A 25,651-nucleotide genomic window follows, 5' to 3' on the forward strand; every position below is an offset into this window, starting at 1 on the left:
TTCGGCGGCCTCGTCAGAACGGAGAACCCTTCGATGAACGTACCGGTCTGGGTCAACGGCGACCTGGTGGACCCCGCGCAGGCCAGCGTCTCGGTCTTCGACCACGGCCTCATGGTGGGCGACGGTGTGTTCGAGACGATCAAGTGCGTGAACGGCGAGTCGTTCGCCCTCACGCGCCACCTCGACCGTCTCGCGCTGTCGGCAGAGCGCATGGGCCTGCCCGCGCCGGATCTCGCCGCGATCGCCGGCGGCGTGCGCGCCTGCCTCGCCGCGGCGCCGCCGTGGCCGCTCGGCCGTATTCGCGTCACCTACACCAGCGGGAACGGGCCGCTCGGCTCCGACCGCGGCAACCAGGGCGCCACCGCGATCGTGATCGTCGGCGCCCAGGCGCCCTTCCCCGAGGCCGCGAGCGTCACCGTCGTCCCCTGGCCCCGCAACGAGCGCGGCGCGCTCGCCGGGGTGAAGACCACCTCCTACGGCGACAACGCCAAGGCGCTGGCCTACGCCAAGGCGCGCGGCGGCGAGGAGGCCGTCTTCGCCAACCTCGCGGGCGACCTGTGCGAGGGCACGGGTAGCAACGTGTTCGTCGTCAAGGACGGCCACCTCATCACGCCCACGCTCGCCTCGGGCTGCCTGGCCGGGGTGACGCGCGCGCTGGTGCTCGAATGGCACGGCGGCGAGGAGGCCGACGTGCCGGTCGCGGCGCTGCGCGAGGCCGAGGAGGCGTTCCTGACCTCCACGACCCGCGACATCCAGCCCATCCGCGTGGTGGACGACACCGTCCTGCCCGCCGCGCCCGGCCCCGTCACCGCCAAGGCGATGCGCGTCTTCGCCGAGCGCGCCGCGGGCGACCTGGACCCGTGATCACTCCGGATAGGAGACCTGGGTCTGGGGGTTGAGCTCGTCCATCCGCACCGGCTTGGCCGGGTCGGTGAGCGGGTCGTCGATCGCGATGATGTCCAGGCCCTTGGTCATGTCGCTGGAGTAGATGTAGCCGTTGTAGTAGTACGCCGACCACGACCCGGCGATCCTGGGCTCGCCGCCGTCGGGGTCGACCGGGCCCCGGTCGACGTAGGCGATCTCCTTGGGGTGGTCCGGGTCGGTGAAGTCCGCCACCGACACCCCGCCCTGGTACCACCCCTGCACCAGGATGGTCTTGCCCGGCACGGGGATCAGCGAGCCGTTGTGCGACACGCAGTTCTCGGTGGCCGTCTGGTACCGGGGGATCTTGAAGTAGCCCCGGCGCTTCAGTTTGCGGTCGGCCGTGATGTCGTACACCGCGTCGGCGCCGTGCAGGGGACCGGTCTTGGCGTCGCAGGTGGGCGACATGCCGCCGCCGAGCTCGTCGGAGAAGATCACCCGGCTCGCGTCGTTGCTGAAGGTCGCCGAGTGCCAGGTGGAGAAGTTCTCGGTGTCGATGACCTGCTGCAGCACCTTTGGCTGCGCGCGGTCGGAGATGTCCATGAGGATGCCGTTGCCGATGCAGGCGCCCGCCGCCAGGTCCTTCTCGGGGTAGACGGTGATGTCGTGACAGCCGCTGGTCGCCCCCGGCTTGGAATCGTCCTCGCCGTCGTGGAACAGCACGGGCTGGGAGACCACCTTGGCCTGGGCGGGGTTCTGGACCGGAACCTCGACCACGGCGATGGAGTCGTGGGGCGGTGCGCAGTGCGGGCCGCTGAGCGGGCCGAAGGAGGAGATGTAGAGGTACACCTTCGAGGCGTCCTTGCCGGGCACGAGGGTGTGGGTGTGCGAGCCGCAGTCGGTGGCCAGCGACTTGATGTAGCGGGGCTTGGTCTTGTCCGAGATGTCGAAGATCCGGATGCCCTCCCAGCCCTCCGCCGGGTCGCCGTCGCCGCTGGTGCAGGTGTCGCCGTCCCGCGGCTCGTCGACCGAGAGGAACAGCAGGTTCCCGGACACCGAGATGTCGTTCTGGGAGCCGGGGCAGACCACCCGCGTGACCACCTTGGGCTTGGCCGGGTCGCTGATGTCGACGATCGTGAAGCCCTGGAAGTTGCCGACGAAGGCGAAGTCGCCCTGGAAGGCCAGGTCGCTGCCCAGCGCGTGCTCGCCGTCGAACGGCTTCGACAGCGGGACGTTGGCCACGAGACGGGCGTTCGGGCTGTGCTGGACGCCGTCCGCCGAGGCGGGCGCCGTCGAGGACGTGCCGCCGGGCGTGGGCGTCCCGCCCGCCGGGGTGGCGGCGGGCTTGGGATCGGCGGTGCATCCCGCCATGACCAGCACCGCTCCGATCGCCGCGGCGGTCGCCCCGCTACGCCACCTGCCCACAAGTCCCCCCCGCTGCCGGAATGATTGCTGGGATAGTGCCCCAGTATGGAAGCTATGTCGAAGCGGGTCGGTCCGAGCCGGGTTTTCGTAACGGTTGTGCTGGCATCCGGACTCGGAACGGTGCTCGCCGGCTGCACCGGCGATCCGCCCGGCGAGCGCGCCCCCATCGTGGCCGGGAGCGACGCTCCGGTGATCGTCCCCGGCGCGCCCGGGGAGGAGGGGCGCACGGCGACGCCGGGGGAGCGCGTCGGGCGCGAGGATTCACGGCCCTCCGCCGCCGACGTACTTTTCGCCGAGCGGATGATCCCGCATCACCGGCAGGCCCTGGAGATGGCCGGCCTCGCGCCCGCGCGCGCCTCGGAGCCGCGGGTCAGGGCCCTGTGCGCGCGGATCACGGCGGCCCAGCGCCCGGAGATCGACGTGATGTCCCGCTGGCTGCGCGCACTCGGCCGGGACGTGCCCGCCGAGCATTCCGGGCACGCGGGGGACGGCTCCGGCGAGCCGGACACGTACGGAATGGCGAGCCTGGAGGAGATGAACCGGCTGCGCGCCGCGCGCGGGGAGGAGTTCGACGCCCTGCTGCTACGGCTCATGATCCGCCATCACGAGGGGGCGGTGACGATGGCGGGGGAGGAGCTGACGGGGGGTACCGACCGGTTCCTGCGGGCCATGGCCAAGGACGTCGCCGCCGGGCAGCGGGCCGAGATCGTCAGGATGCGCGCACTGGAGAATTAGTGACGCGAGGACACTGGGGAATGGCGAGGGACGGAGGAAGGCTCAGGAGCTCCAGAGCATGTTGGACAGCTCTTCGTCCAGGTCCATGAAGTCGGTTTCGCGGCCGGCGGACACCAGCTCGTAGGTGCGGTGGAGGAACTCGGTCAGCGGGTGCAGCGGCACCTCGAACAGGGCCTGCCCGAACGGGGAGGTGAGGCTGATGTTGAGCGTGCGCTCGCCGTCGGCCCGCGCGGGCCACACCTGGACGTCCCCGTCGCCGACGCGGCGCACGATGCCGACGGTCAGCAGCTCGCGGGCGAAGATCCACTCGACCGGCTCGTCGTTCCCCACGTGGAAGGCCATCCTGATGGCGTACGGGTCGTCGGCCGTGTAGCTGAGGCCGGCGAGCAGGGGGACGGTCGTACGGTCGGGGACCACGAGTCGAAGGCCCAGCTCGGCAGAGACGGTGGCGTTCATCGTCAGCCAAACCTTTCGTAGGTGGGTCCCCTGCGCGGGGCTTGGGTCGCGGTGCTCTGAAGGACTTCGTCCGGCGCCATGTCTGCGGAACGAAGGCACTGCAGGAGAGATTCCGCTCCTGAGGGCTTCTGTAACGCATATCACAGCGCGACATTTATGCCTCTACCTGGTCAAACATCGCTTAGAGGTGCCTGTTTGCAAGGGTTTTGCGAGTCGTTCCGGCCGTCCTACGGGGCATCTACGGGTGTCTCCGGGTAAAGATCATAAGTGGTGCGATTCGGATGAGTATGGGGCATGACGATGCTATGACAACAGGGCGCCACGCCGTCGGAGTCCCGCCAACCTTTCCATGATCGGTTTTGGCCGCCGGTTCGCCAGCGCGGCGCGGAGTGAGGTATGGTTTTCCGCGTCGGGCCCGCCTCGCAGGAGACGGAAACCCGGCGCGTGAGGGGCGATTAGCTCAGCGGGAGAGCGCTTCGTTCACACCGAAGAGGTCACTGGTTCGATCCCAGTATCGCCCACCGCATCCCCGCGCATAAGAGGCCGGTTCGCCGTAGCGAACCGGCCTTTTCCGATCTCCGGGGCCGACGCGGGCGGCGCTCGCGGAAGAACCGGCACGGCGCCGCGATATCGGCACTGGGCACGCTCTCAGCGTGGGAGGCTGGTGACGCAGGGTGTACGGGCGCAGTGACGGAGATAGAGCATGAGCCGTTTTCCGGCGGAGGACGACCTGGACGAGGATCAGGTCATCGACCATCGGCGGGCCGGTCCCACGGTGTTGCGCATGCTGGTGGGGGCCGAGCTCCGCCGCCTGCGCGAGGCCGCCGGCATCAGCCGGGGCAGGGCGGGGTACGAGATCCGCGCCTCCGACACCAAGATCAGCCGGTTGGAGCTCGGCCGCACCGGCTTCAAGCCCCGCGACGTGCAGGACCTTCTCACCCTGTACGGGGTGACCGATCACGCCGGTCGCGAGTCCCTGCTGGTCATGGCGCGGCAGGCCAGCACGCCGGGGTGGTGGCACGCCTACGCCGACGTCATCCCCGCCTCGCTGGAGTCCTACATCGGCCTGGAGCAGGGCGCGGCGGTGATCCGCACCTGGGATCCGCTGTACGTCACCGAGCTGCTGCAGACCGAGGACTACGCGCGGGCGCTGGTCCAGGCGGTCAACCGCGGGGCCGCCGACGAGGAGAACGAGCGCCGCGTCGCGCTCAGGACGCGGCGGGCGCGCGTCCTCACCGACCCGGGCACGGTCACGCTGTGGGCGGTCCTGGACGAGTCGGCGCTGCGGCGCCGGGTGGGCGGCGCGGCGACGATGCGCGGCCAGCTACGCCACCTGATCGAGGCGTCGGCGCTGCCGAACGTCACGATCCACGTCCTGCCGTTCAGCCACGGCGCCCACGGCGTGATGGGCGGCCCGATCGCGATCATGCGGCCGCCGGCGACCGAACTGAGCGACGTGGTCTGCCTGCCGCAGCTCGTCGGGGCGATCTACCCGGACCGGCAGGCGGACGTCGACCGGTATTACGCGGTCATGAACGCCCTGGTCGTCGACGCCGTTCCGGCGGCCGCCTCGGTGCGCCTCATCGAGGACATGCTCAAGGAATACTGAGGCCGTCACGGGCCCGGACGGCGCGTCGGCTCAAACCAGATGATCGGCCATCATCAGCCGAAATATTTGCCGAGGCCCCTGTGACCTGCGTTTTCGCACGGGTATGGCCAAATTGATCCGTTCCGCGAAGGAAGTCGGAAGGCGGTGAGGTCATGACTAGACCGACCGGCCTGGAGGCGCATCCCGATATCGTCGCGATGCGAGCCAAGTACGAAAGGGCGGGGTCGAGCGCGGTCGCGCAGGTGATCGAGGGGCTCACCCTGCTCGCCGGGCTCTATCTCGCGATATCTCCGTGGGTTGTGGGGTTCATCACCGGCCAGCCCAGGATCTCGGTGAACAATTTGATCACCGGGCTCGTGGTGGCCGCCCTCGCCCTGGGGTTCGCGTCCGCGTACGGTCGCACCTACGGGCTCACCTGGATGCTGCCGATCCTGGGCATCTGGACGATCATCACCCCGTGGGTCATTCGATCGGCCACGACCGGAACCATTGCCAACAACGTCGCCACCGGCGCCGTCATCCTGCTGCTGGGCCTCGGCGCCATGGCGGTGGGCACCCGGTCGCCGATGCGCGGGGAGAGGATGCACGGCGACAGGCTGCACGGCAACCGGTCCGGCAGGGTGTGAGCGAGGGCCCCTCGGGTGTGGCGGCACGCCCGCCACACCCGTGCCACCGACCGCGGCCCCGTGGCGATCGTCCTGTTTGTCGCCCCGCGTAGGGGTATGGGGTTCGTCGTGACGGTGGAACTGCGGGAGAGCAGCCCGGCCGAACCGGGCATCCGCCGGCGGCGCCGGGGGCGTGGTTTCAGCTACCACTGGCCCGACGGCCGGCAGGTGACGGGCCGCGTCGCGCTACGGCGCATCAAGGCCCTCGCCATCCCCCCGGCCTGGTCGGAGGTGTGGATCTGCCGGTCGGACAACGGCCATATCCAGGCGGTCGGCACCGACACCGCAGGACGGCGGCAGTACCGCTATCACTCGGTGTGGCGCGAGGAGCAGGACCGCGCCAAGCACGAGCGCGTGTGCCAGATGGCGGTCAGGCTCCCGGCCTTCCGGGAGCGCGTCGCCAAGGACCTGGCCGGGGACGGGCTCACCCGCGACCGGGTCATGGCCGCCGCGGCGCGGATGCTGGACATCGGGTTCTTCCGGGTGGGAGGCGAGGAGTACGACTCCTTCGGCCTCGCGACGCTTCGCATGGAGCACGTCACCTGCGACAAGGGGCAGGTGACCTGCGCCTATCCGGCCAAGGGCGGCAAGATGCGGGAGGTGGAGATCATCGACAGGGACGTGTGCCGCGTCGTCACCGAGCTCCACCGGACCGGCGAGGAGGGGGACCTGCTGCGCTACGCGGACGGCTCCGGCTGGACCGACGTGCACAGCGAGGACATCAACGCCTACCTGCGCGAGGCGCTGGAGTGCGACGTGTCGGCCAAGGACTTCCGCACCTGGCACGCCACCGTGCTCGCCGCCGTGGGCCTCGCGGTCTCCGTGCGCGCCCGCCACAGGACCGGCAGGAAACGCGCGGTCAACCGGGTCGTCAAGGAGGTCGCGGACTACCTGGGCAACACGCCCGCCGTGGCCCGTGCCTCCTACATCGACCCGCGAGTGATCACCGCCTACGAGAAGGGCCGCACGATCGAGAAGGCGTTGACACGGCTCGGCGCCGACGCCGAGTTCGGGAGCCTTGCCACCCACGGCGGCGTGGAACGGGCGGTCGTCGCGCTGCTGCGCCGCATCTAGCCCCGCCACCCCGCCGAGGAGAGAAAGGTGAACGCCATGACCGACCTGATGAGGGAAACGCGGGCCGACAGCAACCCGTACGCCTCCCTGTCGACCGCCGAACTGATCAAGCACCTGTCGGAGGACGTGTCCCGGCTGGTGCGCGACGAGATCAGGCTGGCCACCATGGAGCTGGGCCGCAAGGGCAAGCGTGCCGGGCTCGGCGCGGGCCTGTTCGGCGGCGCCGGCGTGATGGCGCTGTACGGCGGCGGCGCGCTGGTCGCCACGGCGATCCTGGCGCTCGCCCTCGTGCTCCCCGGCTGGCTCGCCGCCCTGATCGTGGGCGTCGCGCTGCTGATCGTGGCCGCCCTGATGGCCCTGATGGGCAAGGAGCAGGTGAGCAGGGCCACGCCGCCGCTTCCCGAGGAGGCCATCCAGAGCCTGAAGGCCGACGTCGACGTCGTGAAGGAGAGTGCGCATCGATGACCGAGACAGATCCCATCGGCCGCCCGTACCGGCCTACCGCAGGCGAGGTCGGCCTGCACAGGCAGGAGCCGGGCACGGCGACCAGCCCTGACTCGCTGGGCCAGTCGCTCAACGTGCCGCAGGTGCACGCCCTGCCCAAGCCCTACGTCAAGCCCGTGGTCAGCCACGGCAGGGGTGATCCCCTCGCCGGGCTGTCGGAGTCCTCGCTGGAGCCGCGCCACGAGGCGCCGCCCGGGTCGTACGACGAGGTCGCCGGCTACGACCGGTCGCGCTACTACTGGAGCGAGGAGGACCGGCTGCGCGACGACATCCACCGCACCCGCGAGGAACTCGGCCTCACCGTCGAGGCGCTCGCGCAGAAGGTGGACGTCAAGGCCCGCGCCCGGCGGAAGGTGAGCCAGACCAAGGACAAGGCCGCCGAGATGGCCGGGCGGCTGCGCGGCGGCCCGCACCCGCACAAGGTGGCCGCGGACGGCGCGGGCACCATGCGGGCCGCCGGGGCCGTCCCGGTGGGCACCGGCGGCGTCGACCGGCGTCCCGCCGCCCTCATCGTGGCGGGGCTGGCCACCATGATCGGCGCCGGCTGGGCGGCCTGGGGGCGCAGGCGGCCCCGCGGCGGAGCGCTTCGCCACCGGTGAGCCCGGTGGACGGCGGGGGCCCTCGTGCCCCCGCCGTTCGCGCGTCCGGGCCATCGTGCTCCAGAGGCGGCTGATGAGCAGGGAAACCGCGGGTCATCGGCGGCATGTCGCCGCGGGCGGCCTGCCGGGCCGCGCGCATCCTGAGAGAAGCGCCGCCTTCCGCGAGGGGATGACCCATGCCGCTTCACCCGAACATCGACCCCGAGCTCGCCGCCGGCCTGGAACAGGCGTTCCTGCCTCCCGTCGACCTCGCCCGCATGGGGCACGACGAGCTTCCCGGCGTGCGCGGCCGCATGCGCGCGGCCTTCGCCGACATGCCGCCCGTCGTCGCGCCCGGGGTCTCGGTCGAGGACCTGCGCGTCCCCGGCCCGGACGGCGATCCCGACATCCGGCTGCGCGTCTACCGTCCCGAGGACGCCGACGGCCCGCTGCCCGCCCTGTACTGGATGCACGGCGGCGGCATGGTGCTCGGCATGGTCGAGATGGACGACGGCACGCTGTCGCGCTACGTTCGCGAGGCCGGCTGCGCGGCGGTGTCGGTGGACTACCGCCTCGCCCCGGAGAACCCGCACCCGGCGCCGGTCGAGGACTGCTACGCGGGCCTGGTCTGGACGGCCAAGAACGCCGGCGAGATCGGCGTCGACCCCGCGCGCCTCGCCGTCGGCGGCTCCAGCGCCGGCGGCGGCCTCGCGGCGGGCACCGTGCTGCTCGCCCGGGACCGGGGAGGGCCGCAGGTGGCCTTCCACATGCTGCTCTCGCCCATGCTGGACGACCGCAACATCACCCCCTCCAGCCGGGAGTTCGACGAGGCCGTCCTGTGGAGCCGCGCGGAGAACCTCTTCGGCTGGACGGCCCTGCTCGGCGCGGACGCGGGTACCACGGCCGTGTCGCCGTACGCCGCGCCCGCCCGCGCCGCCGACCTGTCGGGCCTGCCGCCCGCCTACATCGACGTCGGCGAGCTGGAGGTCTTCCGCGACGAGTGCATCGACCACGCCCAGCGGCTGCTGCAGGCGGGGGTCTCCACCGAGTTCCACCTGTTCCCCGGCGCCTTCCACGGCTTCGACGCCGTGCTGCCGGACGCCGCGGTCAGCAGGCGCGCGGTCGCGGGACGGGTGGCGGCCCTGCGGCGCGCGCTGGCCGGCTGAGCCCGGCTCGGTCCGCCCGCTCAATCCACCTCGGCGCTGCCGGTGACGCGCAGCTTGCGCCGCGCCCGCTCGTAGAAGGTGGTCGTGCCGAGCCGCACGACGTGCCCGGCGCCGCGCACCGCGGTCACCGTGACACGGTCGCCGGAGGACAGGCGTCCGTGCACGGCGCCGTCCACCTCGACGGCCAGCTCGCCGCTGGAGGGGAGCAGCTCCAGCGCCACGTGCTCGTCGGCCGACAACACGAGCGCCCGGTTGAACGTCGAGTGCGCCGCCGCGGGCACGACCAGGAAGCCCTCGACCCGGGGCGAGACGATCGGGCCCCCGGCCGAGAAGTTGTAGGCGGTCGAGCCGGTGGAGGTGGCCACGATCACCGCGTCGGAGGAGTAGCGCACGAACGGGTCGCCCTCCACCGAGATCGCCACCGCGGCGAGCCGGTCGCCGGGGATGCGTACCAGGGCGATGTCGTTGAACGCCGTGACCCGCCTGCCGTCCGGGAGCGAGGCCCGCACCGCCATGCGCGGCTCGACGGTGAAGTCGTGGTTGTCGATGGCCGACAGCGCCGGCTGCAGTTCCGCCACGTCGATCTCGGCGAGGAAGCCGAGCCTTCCGAGGTTGACCCCGAGCACCGGGGTCGAGCGGCCGGCGAGCAGGCGCATCGTGCGCAGCATGGTGCCGTCCCCGCCGAGGCTGACCACCAGGTCGGCCCGCTCGACCAGGGCGTCGGGCCCGACCGCCTCGGCGCTGCAGTCGATGCGGCCCACCTCGTCGGGCAGGCCGAGCACCGTGACCTTCCTGGCCCGCGCCCACTCGACGATGACGTCGATGGCCTCCTTGGAGTCGCGCCGCGGGTGCAGCACCAGCCCGACCGTCGTGACCATGCCCATGAGGCCACTGTACGGGCGGGCCGCGCTCGCGGGGACCCGTGCGCGCGCGCCGCTCGTTACGATGAGAGAGACCTGAGCCGCGCGGCCAATACCATTGACGGGCCGCCCCGGTCCGGCGTTGTCCGCAAGCGGTCACATGGGCGGCCATATTGAGGAGCGACCACGCTTTCCGGACGCCCGTTCTTGACGCGACAACGCTCACCTCACCGGCAATCCGTGTAGTCGGCCATGCCCGGCGGCGGGCCCTCCCGTGGTCCGGGCACCATTTTTCGCGCGCCCCCGGGGCCCGGCGTCCGGGTTCGGCGCTGGTAGGCACGGCGATAATCAGGCAAGAGCCGGAAACCCGCTAAGTCGGCCGCCGCGGACCGGCCAATGTGCCGTCCTGTTCTCCGCGTGGGATGCCGGGGAAACCGGGTATATTCTTGGGGTGTCAAACTAAGCCCTGTGAAAGGAGTGGGAGATGGCTACTCAGATCCAGACGCTACTCATCGACGACCTGGAAGGTGGGGAAGCAAAAGAGACCGTGTTCTTCGCCATTGACGGCACCAGCTACGAGATCGATCTGAACGACAAAAACGCCAGGAATCTCCGGGAGGCTCTTTCGCCTTTCGTGTCCAGCGCCCGCAGGGCGGAGAGCGCCCCGGCCCGGGGGCGCAAGCGCGGCGCGCCGCAGCGGCCGCCCCGTGACAAAAGCTCCGAGATCCGCGCTTGGGCCAAGGCACATGGTCTGAACGTCAGCGAGCGGGGCCGCATCGCCTCGCACATCGTGGCCCAGTACGAAGCGGCGCAGTGATTGATTAACCCATCACGTCGCGATTAACCATGCGGCGGGCATGTCGTCCTCCACCGGGCGCATGTCTCGCGGGCCGTTCAGCGCGGCCGAGCTCGCGCCGGGCGATGGCCGCCGAGGCGACGAGGCGGTCCGAGCGCGGCCTACCACCCCCGTGGCCTGCTCTTCTGTCGGCTGTCGGGGTCACGACGCTCCGGGAGCGGGCGCCCGGAGCGACGTTCGAGGGTCTAGTGCCGGGCTTCGAGGAATTTGTCGGGAAGTGCACTATTCCCATACCGGGCCGGTGCGTTAGCGCACCGGTCACCGACCGCGGCGCCGTTCACCGGGCGCGCCGATCCCGGACCGTTCCCGGAAACATGAGCGGGCATCATGCACCGGCGTGTCCCACCTTTCCCCGTATAACGCCCGACCTGTCCCGGTCACGTGTTCAGCGCTTCCCGGAGCCCCGGCCCGTCTATGCCGGGTACGGATCCGCGAAATCACGCGTGACGTCCGGCACTTGACGGGCGGGCGGATGTACGCCACCATCGGACGTTCCCCGCGCGCCTCACTCGACCGCGCGTCCGGTTCACGGGTGGCCCGCTTCGCGGCAAGGGGTGTCCCCTGCCGCCGGATCCGCAATCTAATGGCCGTGGGAAGCGTCGATTGTCCGGTTCATTTCGCCGGGCCGGCGCAATCGCGGCGCTCCCCGAGCCCGCTCGCGTGACCGCCTCCGGCCATTCGCCCGGCCGGCCTCCCTCAATCCCCATGTTCAAGCCCTGAACCTTAAGGCATGCCCGAGGGGGCGTGTTTTGGGCCGTTCCGGCTCTCCTCGGCCGCGAATCCCGGGCGACCCTTTCGTGTCCTTGGGGCAGCAAGGTATGGCGGTATGTCCTGGCTTTCTGACTCCTATAAGGGATAGGAGATGGCCGTCTGGAAGTCAAGCGGTTCACAACTCCTCCCCAAGTGCCCTTGCTCACAGGTAGCGATGTACGCGGATGGGTAGCGATCGAAGCAGTTGTCCATCACGGGGGAGAGGGCATGAAACGTGCTGTTTTGGGGGCGATGACGCTCGGAACCGTCGGCGTCGGCGTGACGCGATGGATGGGCCGGCGCCGTACCAAGGCCAGGGCCGCGCGCGAGGCGGGCCGGTGGATGGTGGTCACCGTCAACCTCCACCCGGAAGAAGTCCTCCCCGGCGGCCGGCTCCCCGAGCCCCTCGCCGCGCTCGGGGACACGATCGAGGTGCAGGTCCGCGAGGCGCCGGGCGACCGGGGCACCGAGCTCGCCGCCCGCCCGCTCACCCGCACGCCCTCGGGCACCGAGGAGGTCCTCGCGCGGCTCGCCGGCACCGATCCCCGCCAGGCGGTGCGGCGGGCCCTGCGCGAGTCCAAGTGCCTGCTGGAGACGGGAGAGATCCTGCGCCCCGACATGGAACCCTCGCCGCCCACCACCCCCGCGGGACGGCTCGTGGACGTCGCCTCGCGGCGCGGGGCAGGGGAGGAACGACTGTGAAGGCACTGTGCTGGCAGGGCGTGGACGAGCTGTCGGTGGAACGCGTCCCCGACCCCGAGATCCTCAACGCCCAGGACGCCATCGTCAAGGTCACCATGACCGGGACCTGCGGCTCCGATCTGCACCTGCTCGGCGGCTACATCCCCGCCATGCGCGCCGGGGACGTCATCGGCCACGAGTTCATCGGCGAGGTCGTCGACGTCGGCTCGGAGGTCCGCCGCCACAGGGTGGGCGACCGCGTGGTCGTGTGCTCGATCATCGGCTGCGGCCGGTGCTGGCACTGCGAGCACGACATGTGGTCGCTGTGCGAGAACAGCAACGTCAAACCCGGCGTCACCGACCAGGTCTGGGGCGGCGCCACGGCGGGGATCTTCGGCTTCTCCCACGCCCTCGGCGGCTTCCGGGGCAGCCACGCCGAGTACGTCCGCGTCCCCTTCGCCGACGAGGGCGCCTTCGCCGTGCCGGACGGCGTCGACGACGTCAGCGCCCTGTTCGCCTCCGACGCCGCGCCCACCGGCTGGATGGGCGCCGACCTCGGCGGCGTGCGGCCCGGAGACGTGGTCGCGGTGTGGGGCTGCGGCGGCGTCGGCCAGATGGCGGCCAGCGCCGCGATCCTCCTCGGCGCCGACCGCGTCATCGCCATCGACAAGTACCCCGAGCGTCTCGCCATGACCGAGCGCCACGTCGGCGCCGAGACGCTCGACTACAGCCGCACCGACGTCATCGCCGAGCTCAAGGAGCGCACCGGCGGGCGCGGCCCCGACGTGTGCATCGAGGCCGTCGGGCTGGAGGCCGACAGCACCAGGCCGAGACGGCTGTACGGCAAGGCCAAGCAGCGGCTCGGGCTGGAACTGGACCGTCCCTTCGCCGTCAGAGAGGCCATCTACGCCTGCCGGACCGGCGGGTCGGTGTTCATCCTCGGCGTCTTCGCCGGGCTGTCCGACGGCTTCCCGCTCGGCGCGATGATGAACAAGGGGCTCACCGTCCGGGGCGCCCAGCAGCACGGGCACCGCTATATCCCCCGGCTCCTCGACCTGATCGACAGAGGGGAACTGCGCACCGCCCACCTCGCCACGCACACCATGTCGCTGGACCAGGCGCCCAGGGGCTACGACATGTTCAAGAACAAGAAGGACGGCTGCGTGCGGGCCGTCTTCCGGCCCTGGGCCTAGCGGGGGCGGGCTCGCCGTACGTGCGGGGGCGGCGGGTTTCCGGGGTGGCGCGGATGTGAGGGACGCCGGGGACATGCTCGGATTCCGCCGGACATAGGGGATATGGCGTCAATATCATGCACCGTGTGAATCACGGGGAATCGCATGGTCCGTACAACCCACCGCCCTCCGAGCCCGGCGTCCCGCCTCCGGGGGCGCCGCGTCCGGGGCCTCCGCACTGGGCGGGCGGACCACCTGGGGCGCCACAGGGGCAGGGCCCCTACGACCCGCACGGCCAGGGTCCCTATGACCCGCGCGGCCAGGGAGGTCCTTACGCCGACCCCCACGGGCGGCCCGGCCCGCCCGTGCCGCAAGGTCCTTATGGCGCGCAAGGTCCCTACGGGCAGCAGGGGCCGTACGCGCCGGGGGGTGGACCGCAGCCGCCGCACGGGCAGGGCACGCCGTACGGTCCACAAGGGCAGGGCACGCCGTACGGACCGGCAGGACAATACGGCGCGGGGCATCGGGGACAGTACGGCGCCGGGCAGTACGGGGCGGGGCAAGGACAGCCGGGACAGCACGCGGGCGGGCAGTACGGGACGCCCAACCCGTACGCGCCGCCAGGGCCACAGGGCCCGTACCCTCCCCACCCGAACGCCCCGCGGGGCCCCTACGGCACACCGCCGCCACGGCAGGGGAGCGGACGGGCCGTGATGATCGTCGGGGGCGCCGCCGTCCTGGTCATCGCGATCCTCGCGACGACGATCGTCGTCCTGCGTCCCTGGGAGAGCCGGACGCCGGCCCGTCCTGACGCCGGCGCCACCGCGGCGGGACGCCAGGACGACAAGGAGCGGGAGTCCGGGGCCGAGCTCAGCGGCGCGCTCGGCTGGAAGGTGCCCGCGGCCTCCAGCAGAGAGCGCATGGGCACCTCGGGCGCCCTCGGGTCATGGGCGACGCCCACGTCCTTCGTCCGCGCCGACGACTCGGCGATCGGCTCCTGGGAGGCCGAGAGCGGCAAGCCCCAATGGCAGCTCAAGCCGCCGGCCGGCGGCAGGTTCTGCGGCGTGAGCCAGGAGTCGGCCGGCGGCGCCGTCGCGCTGGCCTACGGCCTGGAGCGCGAGTCCCCCTACGTCAAGGGCGTGACCAGCGTCGAGTGCGCCGCCGTCGTCCTGGTCGATCTGGCCACCGGGCGCAGCGTCTGGCGGGCCGAGCTCACCGGCACCTACACCGTCACCTCCCTGAAGCGCATCGGCGCCACGCTCCCGCGCACCATGTCGCTCGCGGTCACCGGCCAGGCCGTGGTCGTCGCCTACGAGTGGAGCGCGGTCGGCCTCTCCCTGCGCGACGGGGCCGTGCGCTGGGAGCAGAAGCGGCTGCCGGCGAAGGGGAACGGGGTGTCGTCCTGCTTCTTCAGGGACGCGCTCGCGGGCAAGGCCGACGCCGTCCTGCTCGCCACCTGCGACAAGGACAACCCGATCGCGGTGCTCGCGGTCGATCCCGCCACGGGCGAGCGGCGCTGGCGCCGGGACCTCACCGCCGCCGAGCTCGGCGACGACTCCCCGAGCGGCAAATGGCTGCTGGCGGCCGACCCCATCGTCGTGGCGGTCCCCGGCATCCAGGACTCCGGCCGCTACATCGTCCTCGACGACACCGGCCACGTGAAGTCCACCATCGCGCAGGGCGGGTCGTACGGGAACCTCGACATGCGGCCGGTCGGGCTGAGCGGCGGCGGCCGTCCCCGCTACCGCGCCCTGGTGACGGCCGACACGCTGGTGACCGCCACCTCGGCCACCCGCGTCACCGGCCTGCGCGACACCAACAGCCTGGTCGCGTTCGACCTGGCGACCGGGCGTCCCCGCTGGACCAAGGGGCTCGGCGAGAAGAACACCGCGGTGCCCGCCGTGATCGACGGGGACACCGTGGTCGCGATGCGCACGGGCACCTACGAGGACCCGCCGCAGGCGTTCCGCCTCGCGCTCGCCGACGGCCGGGGCGGCCCCATGGGCCCCGCCTACGACCGTGAGCTGATCTTCACCCCGGCCAACTGCCTCTACCGGTTCTCCGGCGGGCGGCTGTTCCTGGTGAGCAACATCGACACCAAGGTGGGCGCGGTGGTGCTCCGCTGACCCCCGCCGCGCGGGCGCCTGAGCCGAAGGTCCCCCTGGCCCGGGACCTTCGGCGCTGACGGCCGCCCGCGCGCGGCGGGATGCTCGAAGGGAGAACGCGAACCGGGAGAGGCGGCGATGATCATGCGCGTGGGGGAGGTCATGGGCAGGGTGGCCATCGCCGTGCAGCCGAACACGTCGTTCGCCGACGTCGTCGAGACGATGCGCCGCTTCAAGGTGGGGGCGGTGGCGGTGATCGACGCCGACCGGCGGCCGGTGGGGATGGTGTCGGCCCACGACCTCCTGCTGCGGGAGATCGACCCGTCGGCCGGCCACCGGGTCTTCGAGGGACGCGCGCGCAGGGCCGAGCACGCCAAGGCCCTCGGGCGCACCGCCGCCCAGGTCATGACCACCCCCGCGATCACCGTGACCGAGGGGACGACGGTCAGGGAGGCCGCCCGCGTCATGCACGACCACCACGTCAGGCAGCTCCCGGTCATCGACCGCGACAGCGGCAGGATCGTCGGCACCGTGCACCAGTCCGACCTGCTCAAGGTGTTCGAGCGCCCGCCCGCCGAGGTGCGCGCCGAGGTGGAGGAGGCGCTCGCGCGCGCCGCCGTGGACCCGGCCTCGGTGACGGTCGGCGTCGAGCACGGGCTGGTGTCCCTGCGCGGCGCGGTGCCGCTGCGCTCGCAGATCCCCCGGATCGTGCAGGGCGTGCGCGCGATCGACGGCGTCATCGAGGTGGACGACCGGCTGTCCTACGAGAGCGACGACCTGGTCACGGTGCCGCCGCTGTTCCTGTGACCCACCGGGTCTCCACGGATCTCCGGGAGGGGACATGACGGGAAGGATCGTCGTCGGCATCGACGGCTCGCCGTCCGCGGCGGCGGCGGTGGAGTGGGCCGCCGACGAGGCGGCGCGCGCCGGGGCGGCGCTGAAGATCGTCCACGTGCGCGAGCCGTGGTCGTACCAGTTCCACGTCCGCGCGGGCACGCCCGCCCCCGACTCGCTGACCGTGTACTGGAGGCGCGTCCTGGCCGCCGCCGCCCAGTGGGTGCACGCCCACCGGCCGTCGGTCCCGGTGACCTGCGCGCTCGTGGTCGGCGCCGCGGCCGAACGGCTCACCACCGAGTCCGAGGAGGCCGACGAGCTGATCCTCGGCAGCAAGGGGCTCGGCGGACTGCCCGGGATGGTGCTGGGCTCGGTGGGACGGTCGGTCGCCGGGCGCGCCGAGGGGCCGGTGATCATCGTGCGGCGCGCGGGCCCCGCGCGGCACGGCGCCGTCGTCGCCGGGTTCGACGGGTCGGCCTCCTCACAGGCCGCCCTTGACTTCGCCCTCGCGCAGGCGCGGGCACGAGGGGCGCGGGCCCGCGTCGTGTACGCCTGGCACACTCCTCCCTTCACGCCGTACGGCACCGTCTACGCGGGCGCGGCGCACGAGGCGCTCGCCGAGGAGTCCACGCGGATCCGCCGCCTGCTCGGGCCGTGGCAGGACCGCTACCCGGACGTCGCGATGACCGGGACGGCCGTGCGCGGCCATCCCGTGCCCGCGCTCGCCGACGCCTCGCGCGACGCGGACCTGGTCGTCGTCGGCTCCCCGCCGCCGGGTCCGCCGGGCACGGCGTTCGCCGGGTCGGTGGGGCAGGGGGTGCTGCGCCGGGCGCGCTGCCCGGTCGCGATCGTGCATCCCCGGGGGACGGCCGTCTGACGTGCCGGCGGGGCTGTGCTGGGTATTGAGAAATGTCCCGCTTGATGGTGATTTATCAGGATTTGGGTGGTTCGTCGGGTGGGACAACTCCGGTATGGCGGACGTGCGGCCGCGTTCGTTGATACCGCGGACGCGTCTCGACGAACTGCTGTCCGAGCTGCGGGTCCGGCTCGACGCGGTGCTCGCGACCCGCGACCGCGTCCACGCGCTGCTGGACGCGGTCGTCGCCGTGGGCAGGGACCTGGACCTCGAAACCGTGCTGCGCCGCATCGTCGAGACCGCCGCCACCCTGGCCGGCGCCCGCTACGGCGCGCTCGGGCTCGTCGAAGGCGGCACACTGGCCCGTTTCCTCCCCACCGGGCTGACGGAGGACGAGATCGCCGCCGTCGAGCACTGGCCGCACGGCCTCGGTCTGCTCGGCCTGCTCATCAAGGAGCCCCGCCCCCTGCGGCTGCCCCGCATCGCCGGCCACCCCGAGTCGTACGGCTTCCCGCCCGGCCACCCGCCCATGGGCGCCTTCCTCGGCGTGCCTATCCGGGTCCGCGGCGAGCTCTTCGGCAACCTCTACCTCACCGAGAAACGCGGCGGCGGGCCGTTCGAGGAGGAGGACGAGGCCGTCGTCGTCGCCCTGGCCACCGCGGCCGGCGTCGCCATCGAGAACGCCCGCATGTACGAGGAGACCCGCGCGCGCGAGGCGTGGTTGTGCGCGTCCGCCGAGGTCACCACCAGCCTGCTGTCCGGCTCCGACCCGCGCGACGTGCTGACTCTGCTCGCGCGCCGGGCCCGCGAGATGGCCGGCGCGGACGTAGCCGCCGTGCTCCTGCCCGTGGCGGGCGGGGAGAGGCTCCGCGTCGTGATCGCCGATGGGGTGGCGCTGGAGGACATCGCCGCCGCCGAGATCGCCGTGGACGGCTCCCTGTCCGGCCGCGCCTTCAGCGGCGGCGAGCCCGTCGTCGTCACCGGCCTGGACGAATCCGAGATCCCCGCCGTCGTCTCCGGCCGCATGCGGATCGGGCCCGCCATCGCGGTCCCGCTGGGCGCCACCGGGGCCGTGCGCGGAGTGCTCTCGCTCGGCAGGCGGTCGGGCCGGGTGCCGTTCGACCCCGGGCACGCGCGCATGCTCGGCTCCTTCGCCGGGCAGGCGGCGATCGCGCTCGAACTCGCCGAGGCCCGCGAGGACGCCGAGCGGCTCGGCCTGCTGGAGGACCGCGACCGCATCGCCAAGGACCTGCGCGACGTCGTGATCCAGCGGCTGTTCGCCGTCGCCATGACCCTGATGAGCACGATCCGCCTGGTCGACGACCCCGAGGCCGCCTCCCGCCTCCGTCACGCCGTGACCGACCTGGACATCACCATCGACCACATCCGCACAACCGTCTTCGCCCTCCACTCCCCACCAGAACCCCCCGCCCCCTCCCTGACCCTACGACTCCCCACCCCCGCCCACCCCCGCGCGTGACATCGGGCGACCCACGACACGATCCTGCGGCCGCGCCTCGCCTCACGCCCGTCAGCCCACGACAACCCTCCGGCGCGCCTCGCGTGACACCCGCCGGCCCGCGACACCGTCCTTCGGCCGCCCCCGCGCGTGATGCCCGCCTGCCCGCGACACCGTCTTTCGGCTGCGCTTCGCGACAGGAGGGTTCAGTCCTCCCGGTCGTGGCGTTCCGTTCTCAGCCGGGCGGCCAGGGCGGCCGCCTGGGTGCGGCGGCGCATGTCCAGCTTGGCGAGCAGGTTCGAGACGTAGTTCTTGACCGTCTTCTCGGCGAGGAACAACCGTTCGCCGATCTGCCGGTTGGTGAGGCCCTCGCCGATCAGGTCCAGGATGTGCCGCTCCTGCGCGCTCAGCGCGGCGAGCGGATCCTTGGACGCCGCCTGGTCGCGCAGGCGGCGCAGCATCGACGCGGTGCTCTGCGGGTCGAGCAGCGACTCCCCGGCCGCCACCGTGCGCACCGCGCCCACCAGGTCCGACCCGTGGATCTGCTTGAGCACGTACCCCGCGGCCCCCGCCATGATCGACTCGTAGAGGGCGTCGTCGTCGGCGAAAGAGGTCAGCATCAGGCACGCCAGCCCGGGCGTGCGCGACCGGACCTCCCGGCAGACGTCCACCCCGCTGCCGTCGGGCAGCCGCACGTCCAGCACGGCGACGTCCGGCCGGAGCGCCGGGATCCGCGCCACCGCCTGTCGGGCCGTCCCCGCCTCCCCGACGATCTCGATGTCCTCCTCCGAGGACAGCAGCGCCGCCACCCCGCGACGCACGACCTCATGGTCGTCCACCAGAAACACCCGGATCATGCCCCGACGCTAACCACTCCGGTTCTCTCACCTCGTGAAACGCGCCCGGCGTTTCAACTCCGACTCCCCGCGTGACGGCGGGACGGGTCACCCGCGGGACGGTGCGTCATCGACGGCGCGGCCTCGGGCACGGCGATCGAAGCGGCCCGGTGTGCTCCGGACCCGCGTGCCGGCGGGTCCGGAGCACACCGGGCACCCCGGTGTCCGGTGTCCGCTGCCCGGTGGTAGCCGCCCTGCTTCTCGATCGGCACGCGCTGGGCCTCCGGCCGGTCCTGGGCGAGCGGGACGTCCACGGTGCCCGCTGTGCGGTGTCCGGTGCTAGCCGCCCTGCTTCTCGATCGGCACGCGCTGAGCCTCCGGCCGATCCTGGGCGAGCGGGACGTCCACTTCGAGAATGCCGTCGTGGTACACCGCCTTCACGCCGGTCTCGTCGGCGTTCGGCGGCAGCGGGATCGTCCGGCTGAACTCGCCGTACACGAACTCGGTGCGGTGCGGCTCGGACTTCTCCTCCTTGCGCTCGCCGCGCACGGTCAGCATGCCGTTCTCGACGGTCACCTCCACGTCGGCCTCCGGGTTGATCCCGGGCAGCTCGGCGCGGACGATGTAATGCCCGTCCTTCACGGTGTCCTCGAAGCGGACCATCCGGGCGCCGGTGTACGGCCTGCTGCCGCTGAACGGTGCCTCAAGCCAGTCCAATAGGTCAGGTACCAGGCCGCGTGGTTGACGGCGCGTTGGCATGGCCATGTGAACCTCCCCTGGCTCCTCTCGTCGTTCACCTCCATCTGACGCCGCTCCCACCCCCCGGTGCAGAGGCCGTAGGTCCCGAACCCCCAGGCCCTTGGCCCCGCCTCACAGCCCCGCCCGCCGCAATACCCTGTGGTCCTTCCCACGCGGGCCCGCAGGCCGGACAAGTCCGCTCTGCCCCGGGGCACGCGCACACCCAGAGGCTCCGCTGCGCCCGAGGGGACGCGCGGGCCCGGGGGGTTCTACTCCGCCCGGGGGCGCGCACGGCCGGGGGTTTCACTCTGCCCGGCGGGCGCGCACGCCCGGGGCTTTGCTCCGCCCGAGGTCACGCGTGCGCTCGTCGGTCGCGCTCCGCCCGGGGGTGCGCACACCCGGAGATTCGGAGGGGCCTTCCCGTCGTGGACGGCCTCAGGCGGGGCGGCCGTGGCCGGCGAGTTGGGCGACGTCTTCGGCGGCGTCGCCCGTCAGTTTGTCGGCCAGGTCGGCCAGCGCGCGACCGACCGCCAGTTCGTCCCCGATCTCGGGCACCGGGCGGTCGGCGGGGTTGCGCCTGGCGTACCCGATGCTCTCGTGTCGTGTGCCGGACCGGGTGAGCAGCACGGCCCTGGCCGTGGTCAGATCGTCGTTGTCGTCCTCGGTGATGTGGATCTCCACGGTCCACTGCTTGTCGAGCATGACGCCACCTCCCGCGGTGCTTCCTCCCTCAACCATCTCGCACGCCGCTCACGGGCCCCGCGCCACCCCGCGCCTCCGCGCGAGCCCCACGCCACCCGGGCGCCTGGGAAGACACGCCGCCCCCGTCGCACCGGCCCGTCGGTGGACCTCGGCGACCGGTTCGTCGGCCCGGCCCCGGCATCACCTCGTACGTCGCGCCGGGTGCCGGCTCGTCAGCCGGGCCCTGGCGTCTTCTCGTACGTCGCCTCGGGCGCCTGCTCCTCCGACGTCTCGGCGGCGCGCCGCAAGGAGGCGGCCACCGCGTCAGGGAGGGCGTCGAGGCGGTGCGCGGGCAGTTCCAGCACCGTGACCTCGTCCGCCCAGGGGGCGACCTCGGCGACGATCGCGCGGGCCTGCTTCTTGGTGAGATGTCCGGACGCCTTGATCAGGCCCTCGCGCCAGACGTTGGCCAGCCGGCCGTGCGCGGTGTCCAGCAGCGTCCGCAGCAGCCGCTCGTCCCGCCCCTCCGGTGACGGCAGCCGCACCGCCTCGATCACGCCTCCCCCCGTCGTGATCGTGTAGAGGGACTCCAGCGCGCCCAGACCGAGCGGAGCGTCCTCGGTGAGGACGCGGACGTGGCGGGCGCGCGTGGCGAGCAGCAGCCGGGGGAGCGCCGCGCCGAGCCCCGTCGGCAGCGCGATCGCCACCCGGGCGGGGGAGGACGCGTACGGCTTGGCCAGCCACGTGGACAGGCGTGCCCGCGGCGTCCGGGGCGAGGCGTCCTTGGGCCAGTCGCCCACCAGGACGTCGAACCCGCCCTCCTCGACCCCTCGCGCCGCCGCCGCGGAAGGCGCGGGGGAGGGGCGCGCCTCGACCGACTGCGGGCCCTGGGTGTAGATGGCGGTGCCGTAGCCCTCCACCCGGGCCGCGACGGCCGGGCGGGTCTTGCTCGTGGGACGGAGGACGTACAGATCGGCCGCCGACCCGATGGCCTCCGCCCCGAAGTATCTATTGAAATCTGGATAAATAGCTTCAAAAGACAAATTGAGGTCGTAAAGGGAACGCTGCACCTTCAACGCGAGCATCGGCGTACGCTCGCTCGCCCCGTACGCCAGCAGCACCCGCCCCTGCTCGGGATCGCGCAGCCCCTCGACGGCCCGCGCCACGAACAGCCCCACGCCCTCGGGCGTGTACGGCGGGTCGGTGATCGCCAGATCGGCCTGGCCGCGGGCCGACGGCGGCAGGCCGAGGCGAAGATCGGCCCAGCGGGTCACGACGTCCAGCCCCAGGGCCTCCGCGCGCTCGCCGATGTAGGCGAGGATGCGGTCGTCCACGTCCAGTACGGTCACGCGGACGCCCGGGTGGATCATCGCGACCGCCAGCGAGGTCAGGTCATGGTCGCCCACGCACAGCAGCCGCGCGCCCGGCAGCCAGAACCGCGCGCCGAGCAGCAGCGCCCGGCGCACCACCGTCTCGGGGGTCGCGGCGACGTGGTCGAGGACGTGACGCCCGCGCGGCCCGCCCGCGACCAGCTCCGCCATGCGCCGCACGACGTCCCCGTACCGGGGGAGCAGATGGGCCACCGGGTCGGCGGGGGAGAGGGGGATCTCGCCGCCCTCGTCCAGCAGCGCGCGGCACGCCTCCGTCTGCTCCGCGGTCAGCCGGAAGCGCTCCCCGGACCGCTGCGGCCCGGCCTCGCGCAGCAGGGCCTCGACCGCCCGCCGGGAGGTCGCCGTCTCGCGGACCAGGGCGGCCAAGGTCCACCACTCGCCGTCGCAGAGCAGTGCGAGGGCCGCGCGCAGCCGCCGCCCGTCCACCCCGGCCTCGGCCAGCAGCCTGCTCACTCCCTCGGACGCCATGCGGCAACCCTATCGGCGGGCCCGGCGCCCTCCTCCCGTCCGCGTCCCGCCTGTGGACAACCCGGCGCCTGGGCGTGTCCGGCCACGCCGGGGACGCCCCTCGTGGCTAAAATCCCCCGGGGCGACCGACGGGGGGAGCGTGGCCCTGATGTTGAACGGCATAGACGTGTCCAATTGGCAGGGCGCCGTCGACTGGGCGGATCACGCCATCGACGGCGTCGACTTCGGCTTCGCCAAGGCCAGCGAAGGCACCGGGTTCACCGACAAGTGGTTCGCCCGCAACTGGGCGGCGATGCGGGAGAACTGGATGGTCTGCGGCGCCTACCATTTCGGGCATCCCAAGGGCGATCCCGAGGACCAGGTGCGCCACTTCCTGGACGTGATCGACGCGGCGGGCGGCCTGCGCAGGGGCGACCTCATCGCCCTGGACCTGGAGCGCTCCGCTCACCTCCCGCCGCACGAGGTGGCCGCGTTCGCCCGCCGCTGGTGCCGCGTGATGACCTTCGTGACCGGCGTGCGGCCGATCATCTACACCTTCCTGTCCTTCGCCAGGAAGGGCTACTGCCACGGCCTGGAGGACTACCCGCTGTGGATCGCCGCGCCGAGCCACCCCAAGGGACGCCCGGCCGTCCCGCCGCCGTGGAACCGCTGGACGATCCACCAGTACTCGCACGGCCGCATCGACCGCAACGTCTTCCGCGGCGACCGGGCCCAGCTCACCGCCCTCGGTTTCCAGCCCGATGACGGCCACCGCAAGGCGTAGGCGCGGCGATATCGGGGGGCGGTTCCCGGTAGCATCGGGCTCGTAAACCGGAAGCCTCGCCCTTTCTTGGAGCCCATCGTGTCCGCCGCCCTCGAAATACGCGTCACCCTCGCCGGAGCCGAGCGTGTGGTGGCGGGCGGCACGACGGCCGGGGAGGCCCTGGAGGCCGACGGCCGCACCGTCATCGCCGCGAGGATCAACGGCGAGGCCCGCGACCTCGCGACCGTGATCGCCGAGGGCGACGTCGTCGAGCCCATCGCGATCGACGGCGAAGAGGGCCGCGCGATCCTGCGCCACTCCACCGCCCACGTGATGGCCCAGGCCGTGCAGGAGCTCTTCCCCGACGCCCGGCTCGGCATCGGCCCGCCCGTCGAGAACGGCTTCTACTACGACTTCGACGTCGAGCACCCGTTCACCCCCGACGATCTCAAGCGCGTCGAGAAGCGCATGCGCGAGATCGTCAAGCAGGGGCAGCTCTTCTCCCGGCGCGCCGTCTCCGACGACGACGCCCGCGACGAGCTGGCCGCCGAGCCGTACAAGCTGGAGCTGATCGGGCTCAAGGGCGGCGCGGCCGACGAAGAGAGCGTCGAGGTCGGCGGCGACCAGCTCACCATCTACGACAACCTCGACGCCAAGTCCGGCGAGCTCTGCTGGAAGGACCTGTGCCGGGGCCCGCACCTGCCGTCCACCCGGGTCATCCCCGCCTTCAAGCTGATGCGCTCCGGCGGGGCGTACTGGCGGGGCAGCGAGAAGAACCCGCAGCTCCAGCGCATCTACGGCACCGCGTGGGAGTCCCGCGAGAAGCAGGACGACTACCTCCACATGCTGGAGGAGGCCGAGAAGCGCGACCACCGCAAGCTGGGCGCCGAGCTCGACCTGTTCTCCTTCCCGACCGAGCTGGGCTCCGGCCTCGCGGTCTTCCACCCCAAGGGCGGCGTGGTCCGCCGCATCATGGAGGACTACTCGCGGCGGCGCCACGAAGAGGCCGGGTACTCCTTCGTGAACACCCCGCACATCACCAAGGAGAACCTGTACCAGATCTCCGGTCACCTGGACTGGTACGCCGACGGCATGTTCCCGCCCATGGAGCTTGAGGGCGCGCGCTACTACCTCAAGCCCATGAACTGCCCGATGCACATCCTGATCTTCCGGTCGCGGGGCCGGTCCTACCGCGAGCTTCCGCTGCGCCTGTTCGAGTTCGGCACCGTCTACCGCTACGAGAAGTCCGGTGTGGTGCACGGCCTCACCCGCGTCCGCGGCATGACGCAGGACGACGCGCACATCTTCTGCACCCGCGACCAGATGCAGGACGAGCTCAAGAGCCTCCTGCGGTTCGTGCTCGGGCTGCTGCGCGACTACGGCCTCGACGACTTCTACCTGGAGCTCTCCACCCGCGACCCGAAGAAGTCGGTGGGCAGCGACGAGGTCTGGGAGGAGGCCACCGAGGCCCTGCGCGTCGCCGCCGAGTCCGAGAACCTCCAGCTCGTCCTCGACCCCGAGGGCGCGGCCTTCTACGGGCCCAAGATCTCGGTTCAGGCCAAGGACGCCATCGGCCGCACCTGGCAGATGTCCACCATCCAGGTCGACCTGAACCTGCCCGAGCTGTTCGAGCTGGAGTTCCAGGGGGCGGAGGGGGCGCGCCAGCGTCCCGTCATGATCCACCGGGCGCTGTTCGGGTCGATCGAGCGGTTCTTCGGCGTCCTCGTCGAGCACTACGCCGGCGCGTTCCCTCCCTGGCTCGCGCCCGTCCAGGTCATCGGCATCCCCATCGCCGACGCCCACGTGCCCTACCTCAACGATGTCGCCAAGCGGCTGCGCGAGCACGGCATCCGGGTCGAGGTCGACGCCTCCGCCGACCGCATGCAGAAGAAGATCCGCAACGCCCAGAAGGCCAAGGTGCCCTACATGCTGCTCGCCGGCGACGAGGACATCGCGGCCGGCGCGGTCTCCTTCCGTTACCGCAACGGCGAGCAGAAGAACGGCATCCCGCTGGAGGACGCCATCGACGAGATCGTCAGGGCCGTGGAGAACCGCACCCAGGTCTGACCCCGGCGGGCTCCCTACGCGCGGGTCTACAGCATCGACCCTGGTCCGTCCCCGGGGACGTCACACGCGCCCCGGGGACGGC

At 72.1% G+C, this 25,651-nt stretch carries 24 protein-coding genes and 1 tRNA gene; 18 read left to right on the forward strand and 7 right to left on the reverse strand.

Translation table 11 applies throughout. The features are described 5' to 3' along the window. The first annotated feature begins 33 nt into the window (after nt 1–33). The gene (locus BJ982_RS23870; protein ID WP_184883559.1) at nt 34–864 is read left to right on the forward strand and encodes an aminotransferase class IV; all 831 of its coding nucleotides are present in this window, start codon (nt 34–36) and stop codon (nt 862–864) included. On the opposite strand, the gene BJ982_RS23875 is transcribed toward BJ982_RS23870, so the two are convergent. Continuing rightward, the gene (locus BJ982_RS23875) at nt 865–2,232 is read right to left on the reverse strand and encodes an LVIVD repeat-containing protein (protein WP_184889230.1); all 1,368 of its coding nucleotides are present in this window, start codon (nt 2,230–2,232) and stop codon (nt 865–867) included. It lies immediately after the preceding gene. 150 nt (nt 2,233–2,382) lie between these two features. Between BJ982_RS23875 and BJ982_RS23880 the strand changes: the two genes are divergently transcribed. Beyond that, a complete protein-coding gene (locus BJ982_RS23880) occupies nt 2,383–3,021 on the forward strand; it encodes a DUF305 domain-containing protein (RefSeq protein WP_239123493.1) in 639 nt (212 codons plus the stop codon). A gap of 42 nt (nt 3,022–3,063) precedes the next feature. Here BJ982_RS23880 and BJ982_RS23885 read toward each other — a convergent pair whose 3' ends face one another. After that, nucleotides 3,064–3,477, reverse strand: coding sequence for an SsgA family sporulation/cell division regulator (locus BJ982_RS23885; protein ID WP_114032276.1), 414 nt, complete (start codon nt 3,475–3,477; stop codon nt 3,064–3,066). 449 nt (nt 3,478–3,926) lie between these two features. On the opposite strand from BJ982_RS23885, the gene BJ982_RS23890 reads away from it, so the two are divergent. From BJ982_RS23890 to BJ982_RS23920, 7 genes are all read left to right on the forward strand, one after another. Further along, nucleotides 3,927–3,998, forward strand: a tRNA-Val gene (locus BJ982_RS23890). Between the two features lie 182 nt (nt 3,999–4,180). Continuing rightward, nucleotides 4,181–5,086, forward strand: coding sequence for a helix-turn-helix domain-containing protein (locus BJ982_RS23895; protein ID WP_184883564.1), 906 nt, complete (start codon nt 4,181–4,183; stop codon nt 5,084–5,086). Nucleotides 5,087–5,238: 152 nt separating this feature from the next. Continuing rightward, complete coding sequence (locus tag BJ982_RS23900; protein WP_184883566.1) at nt 5,239–5,712, forward strand: SPW repeat protein; 474 nt, start codon at nt 5,239–5,241, stop codon at nt 5,710–5,712. Between the two features lie 96 nt (nt 5,713–5,808). Continuing rightward, entirely contained in the window at nt 5,809–6,825 is a 1,017-nt protein-coding gene (locus BJ982_RS23905) for a DNA topoisomerase IB (protein ID WP_221482359.1), read from the forward strand. 36 nt (nt 6,826–6,861) lie between these two features. Continuing rightward, the gene (locus BJ982_RS23910; RefSeq protein WP_184883568.1) at nt 6,862–7,290 is read left to right on the forward strand and encodes a phage holin family protein; all 429 of its coding nucleotides are present in this window, start codon (nt 6,862–6,864) and stop codon (nt 7,288–7,290) included. After that, entirely contained in the window at nt 7,287–7,928 is a 642-nt protein-coding gene (locus BJ982_RS23915) for a DUF3618 domain-containing protein (RefSeq protein ID WP_184883570.1), read from the forward strand. Before BJ982_RS23910 ends, BJ982_RS23915 begins: the two co-directional genes overlap by 4 nt. 176 nt (nt 7,929–8,104) lie before the next feature. Beyond that, on the forward strand, nt 8,105–9,073 hold the full coding sequence (locus tag BJ982_RS23920; protein ID WP_184883572.1) for an alpha/beta hydrolase: 969 nt from the start codon (nt 8,105–8,107) through the stop codon (nt 9,071–9,073). A 20-nt stretch (nt 9,074–9,093) separates the two neighbouring features. On the opposite strand, the gene BJ982_RS23925 is transcribed toward BJ982_RS23920, so the two are convergent. After that, nucleotides 9,094–9,957, reverse strand: a complete 864-nt coding sequence (locus BJ982_RS23925; RefSeq protein WP_184883574.1) for an NAD(+)/NADH kinase — start codon at nt 9,955–9,957, stop codon at nt 9,094–9,096. 460 nt (nt 9,958–10,417) lie between these two features. Between BJ982_RS23925 and BJ982_RS23930 the strand changes: the two genes are divergently transcribed. From BJ982_RS23930 to BJ982_RS23960, 7 genes are all read left to right on the forward strand, one after another. After that, complete coding sequence (locus BJ982_RS23930; RefSeq protein ID WP_184883576.1) at nt 10,418–10,750, forward strand: histone-like nucleoid-structuring protein Lsr2; 333 nt, start codon at nt 10,418–10,420, stop codon at nt 10,748–10,750. A 1,041-nt stretch (nt 10,751–11,791) separates the two neighbouring features. After that, nucleotides 11,792–12,241, forward strand: coding sequence for a hypothetical protein (locus BJ982_RS39620; RefSeq protein ID WP_184883578.1), 450 nt, complete (start codon nt 11,792–11,794; stop codon nt 12,239–12,241). Further along, entirely contained in the window at nt 12,238–13,413 is a 1,176-nt protein-coding gene (locus tag BJ982_RS23940; RefSeq protein ID WP_184883580.1) for a zinc-dependent alcohol dehydrogenase, read from the forward strand. Before BJ982_RS39620 ends, BJ982_RS23940 begins: the two co-directional genes overlap by 4 nt. A gap of 692 nt (nt 13,414–14,105) precedes the next feature. Further along, a complete protein-coding gene (locus BJ982_RS23945; RefSeq protein WP_239123503.1) occupies nt 14,106–15,518 on the forward strand; it encodes an outer membrane protein assembly factor BamB family protein in 1,413 nt (470 codons plus the stop codon). Between the two features lie 117 nt (nt 15,519–15,635). Continuing rightward, nucleotides 15,636–16,304, forward strand: coding sequence for a CBS domain-containing protein (locus tag BJ982_RS23950; protein WP_184883584.1), 669 nt, complete (start codon nt 15,636–15,638; stop codon nt 16,302–16,304). A gap of 34 nt (nt 16,305–16,338) precedes the next feature. Next, entirely contained in the window at nt 16,339–17,208 is an 870-nt protein-coding gene (locus BJ982_RS23955) for a universal stress protein (RefSeq protein ID WP_184883585.1), read from the forward strand. Between the two features lie 94 nt (nt 17,209–17,302). Then, complete coding sequence (locus BJ982_RS23960; RefSeq protein WP_184883587.1) at nt 17,303–18,667, forward strand: GAF domain-containing protein; 1,365 nt, start codon at nt 17,303–17,305, stop codon at nt 18,665–18,667. A gap of 185 nt (nt 18,668–18,852) precedes the next feature. Here BJ982_RS23960 and BJ982_RS23965 read toward each other — a convergent pair whose 3' ends face one another. From BJ982_RS23965 to BJ982_RS23980, 4 genes are all read right to left on the reverse strand, one after another. Continuing rightward, entirely contained in the window at nt 18,853–19,503 is a 651-nt protein-coding gene (locus tag BJ982_RS23965) for a response regulator transcription factor (protein WP_184883589.1), read from the reverse strand. A gap of 318 nt (nt 19,504–19,821) precedes the next feature. Beyond that, nucleotides 19,822–20,247 carry an Hsp20/alpha crystallin family protein gene (locus BJ982_RS23970; protein ID WP_184883591.1) on the reverse strand — a complete coding sequence of 142 codons (426 nt, stop codon included), beginning with the start codon at nt 20,245–20,247 and terminating at the stop codon, nt 19,822–19,824. A 408-nt stretch (nt 20,248–20,655) separates the two neighbouring features. Beyond that, nucleotides 20,656–20,922, reverse strand: coding sequence for a DUF1876 domain-containing protein (locus tag BJ982_RS23975; RefSeq protein ID WP_184883593.1), 267 nt, complete (start codon nt 20,920–20,922; stop codon nt 20,656–20,658). Between the two features lie 212 nt (nt 20,923–21,134). After that, entirely contained in the window at nt 21,135–22,760 is a 1,626-nt protein-coding gene (locus BJ982_RS23980) for a bis-aminopropyl spermidine synthase family protein (protein WP_184883596.1), read from the reverse strand. Nucleotides 22,761–22,908: 148 nt separating this feature from the next. Between BJ982_RS23980 and BJ982_RS23985 the strand changes: the two genes are divergently transcribed. Both BJ982_RS23985 and thrS read left to right on the forward strand, forming a co-directional pair. After that, the gene (locus BJ982_RS23985) at nt 22,909–23,523 is read left to right on the forward strand and encodes a glycoside hydrolase family 25 protein (protein ID WP_184883598.1); all 615 of its coding nucleotides are present in this window, start codon (nt 22,909–22,911) and stop codon (nt 23,521–23,523) included. Between the two features lie 78 nt (nt 23,524–23,601). Then, the gene (gene thrS, locus BJ982_RS23990; protein ID WP_184883600.1) at nt 23,602–25,569 is read left to right on the forward strand and encodes a threonine--tRNA ligase; all 1,968 of its coding nucleotides are present in this window, start codon (nt 23,602–23,604) and stop codon (nt 25,567–25,569) included. Nucleotides 25,570–25,651 lie beyond the last annotated feature (82 nt).

The organism is Sphaerisporangium siamense, from assembly GCF_014205275.1.
In the GTDB taxonomy this organism is placed as follows: Bacteria; Actinomycetota; Actinomycetes; order Streptosporangiales; family Streptosporangiaceae; genus Sphaerisporangium; species Sphaerisporangium siamense.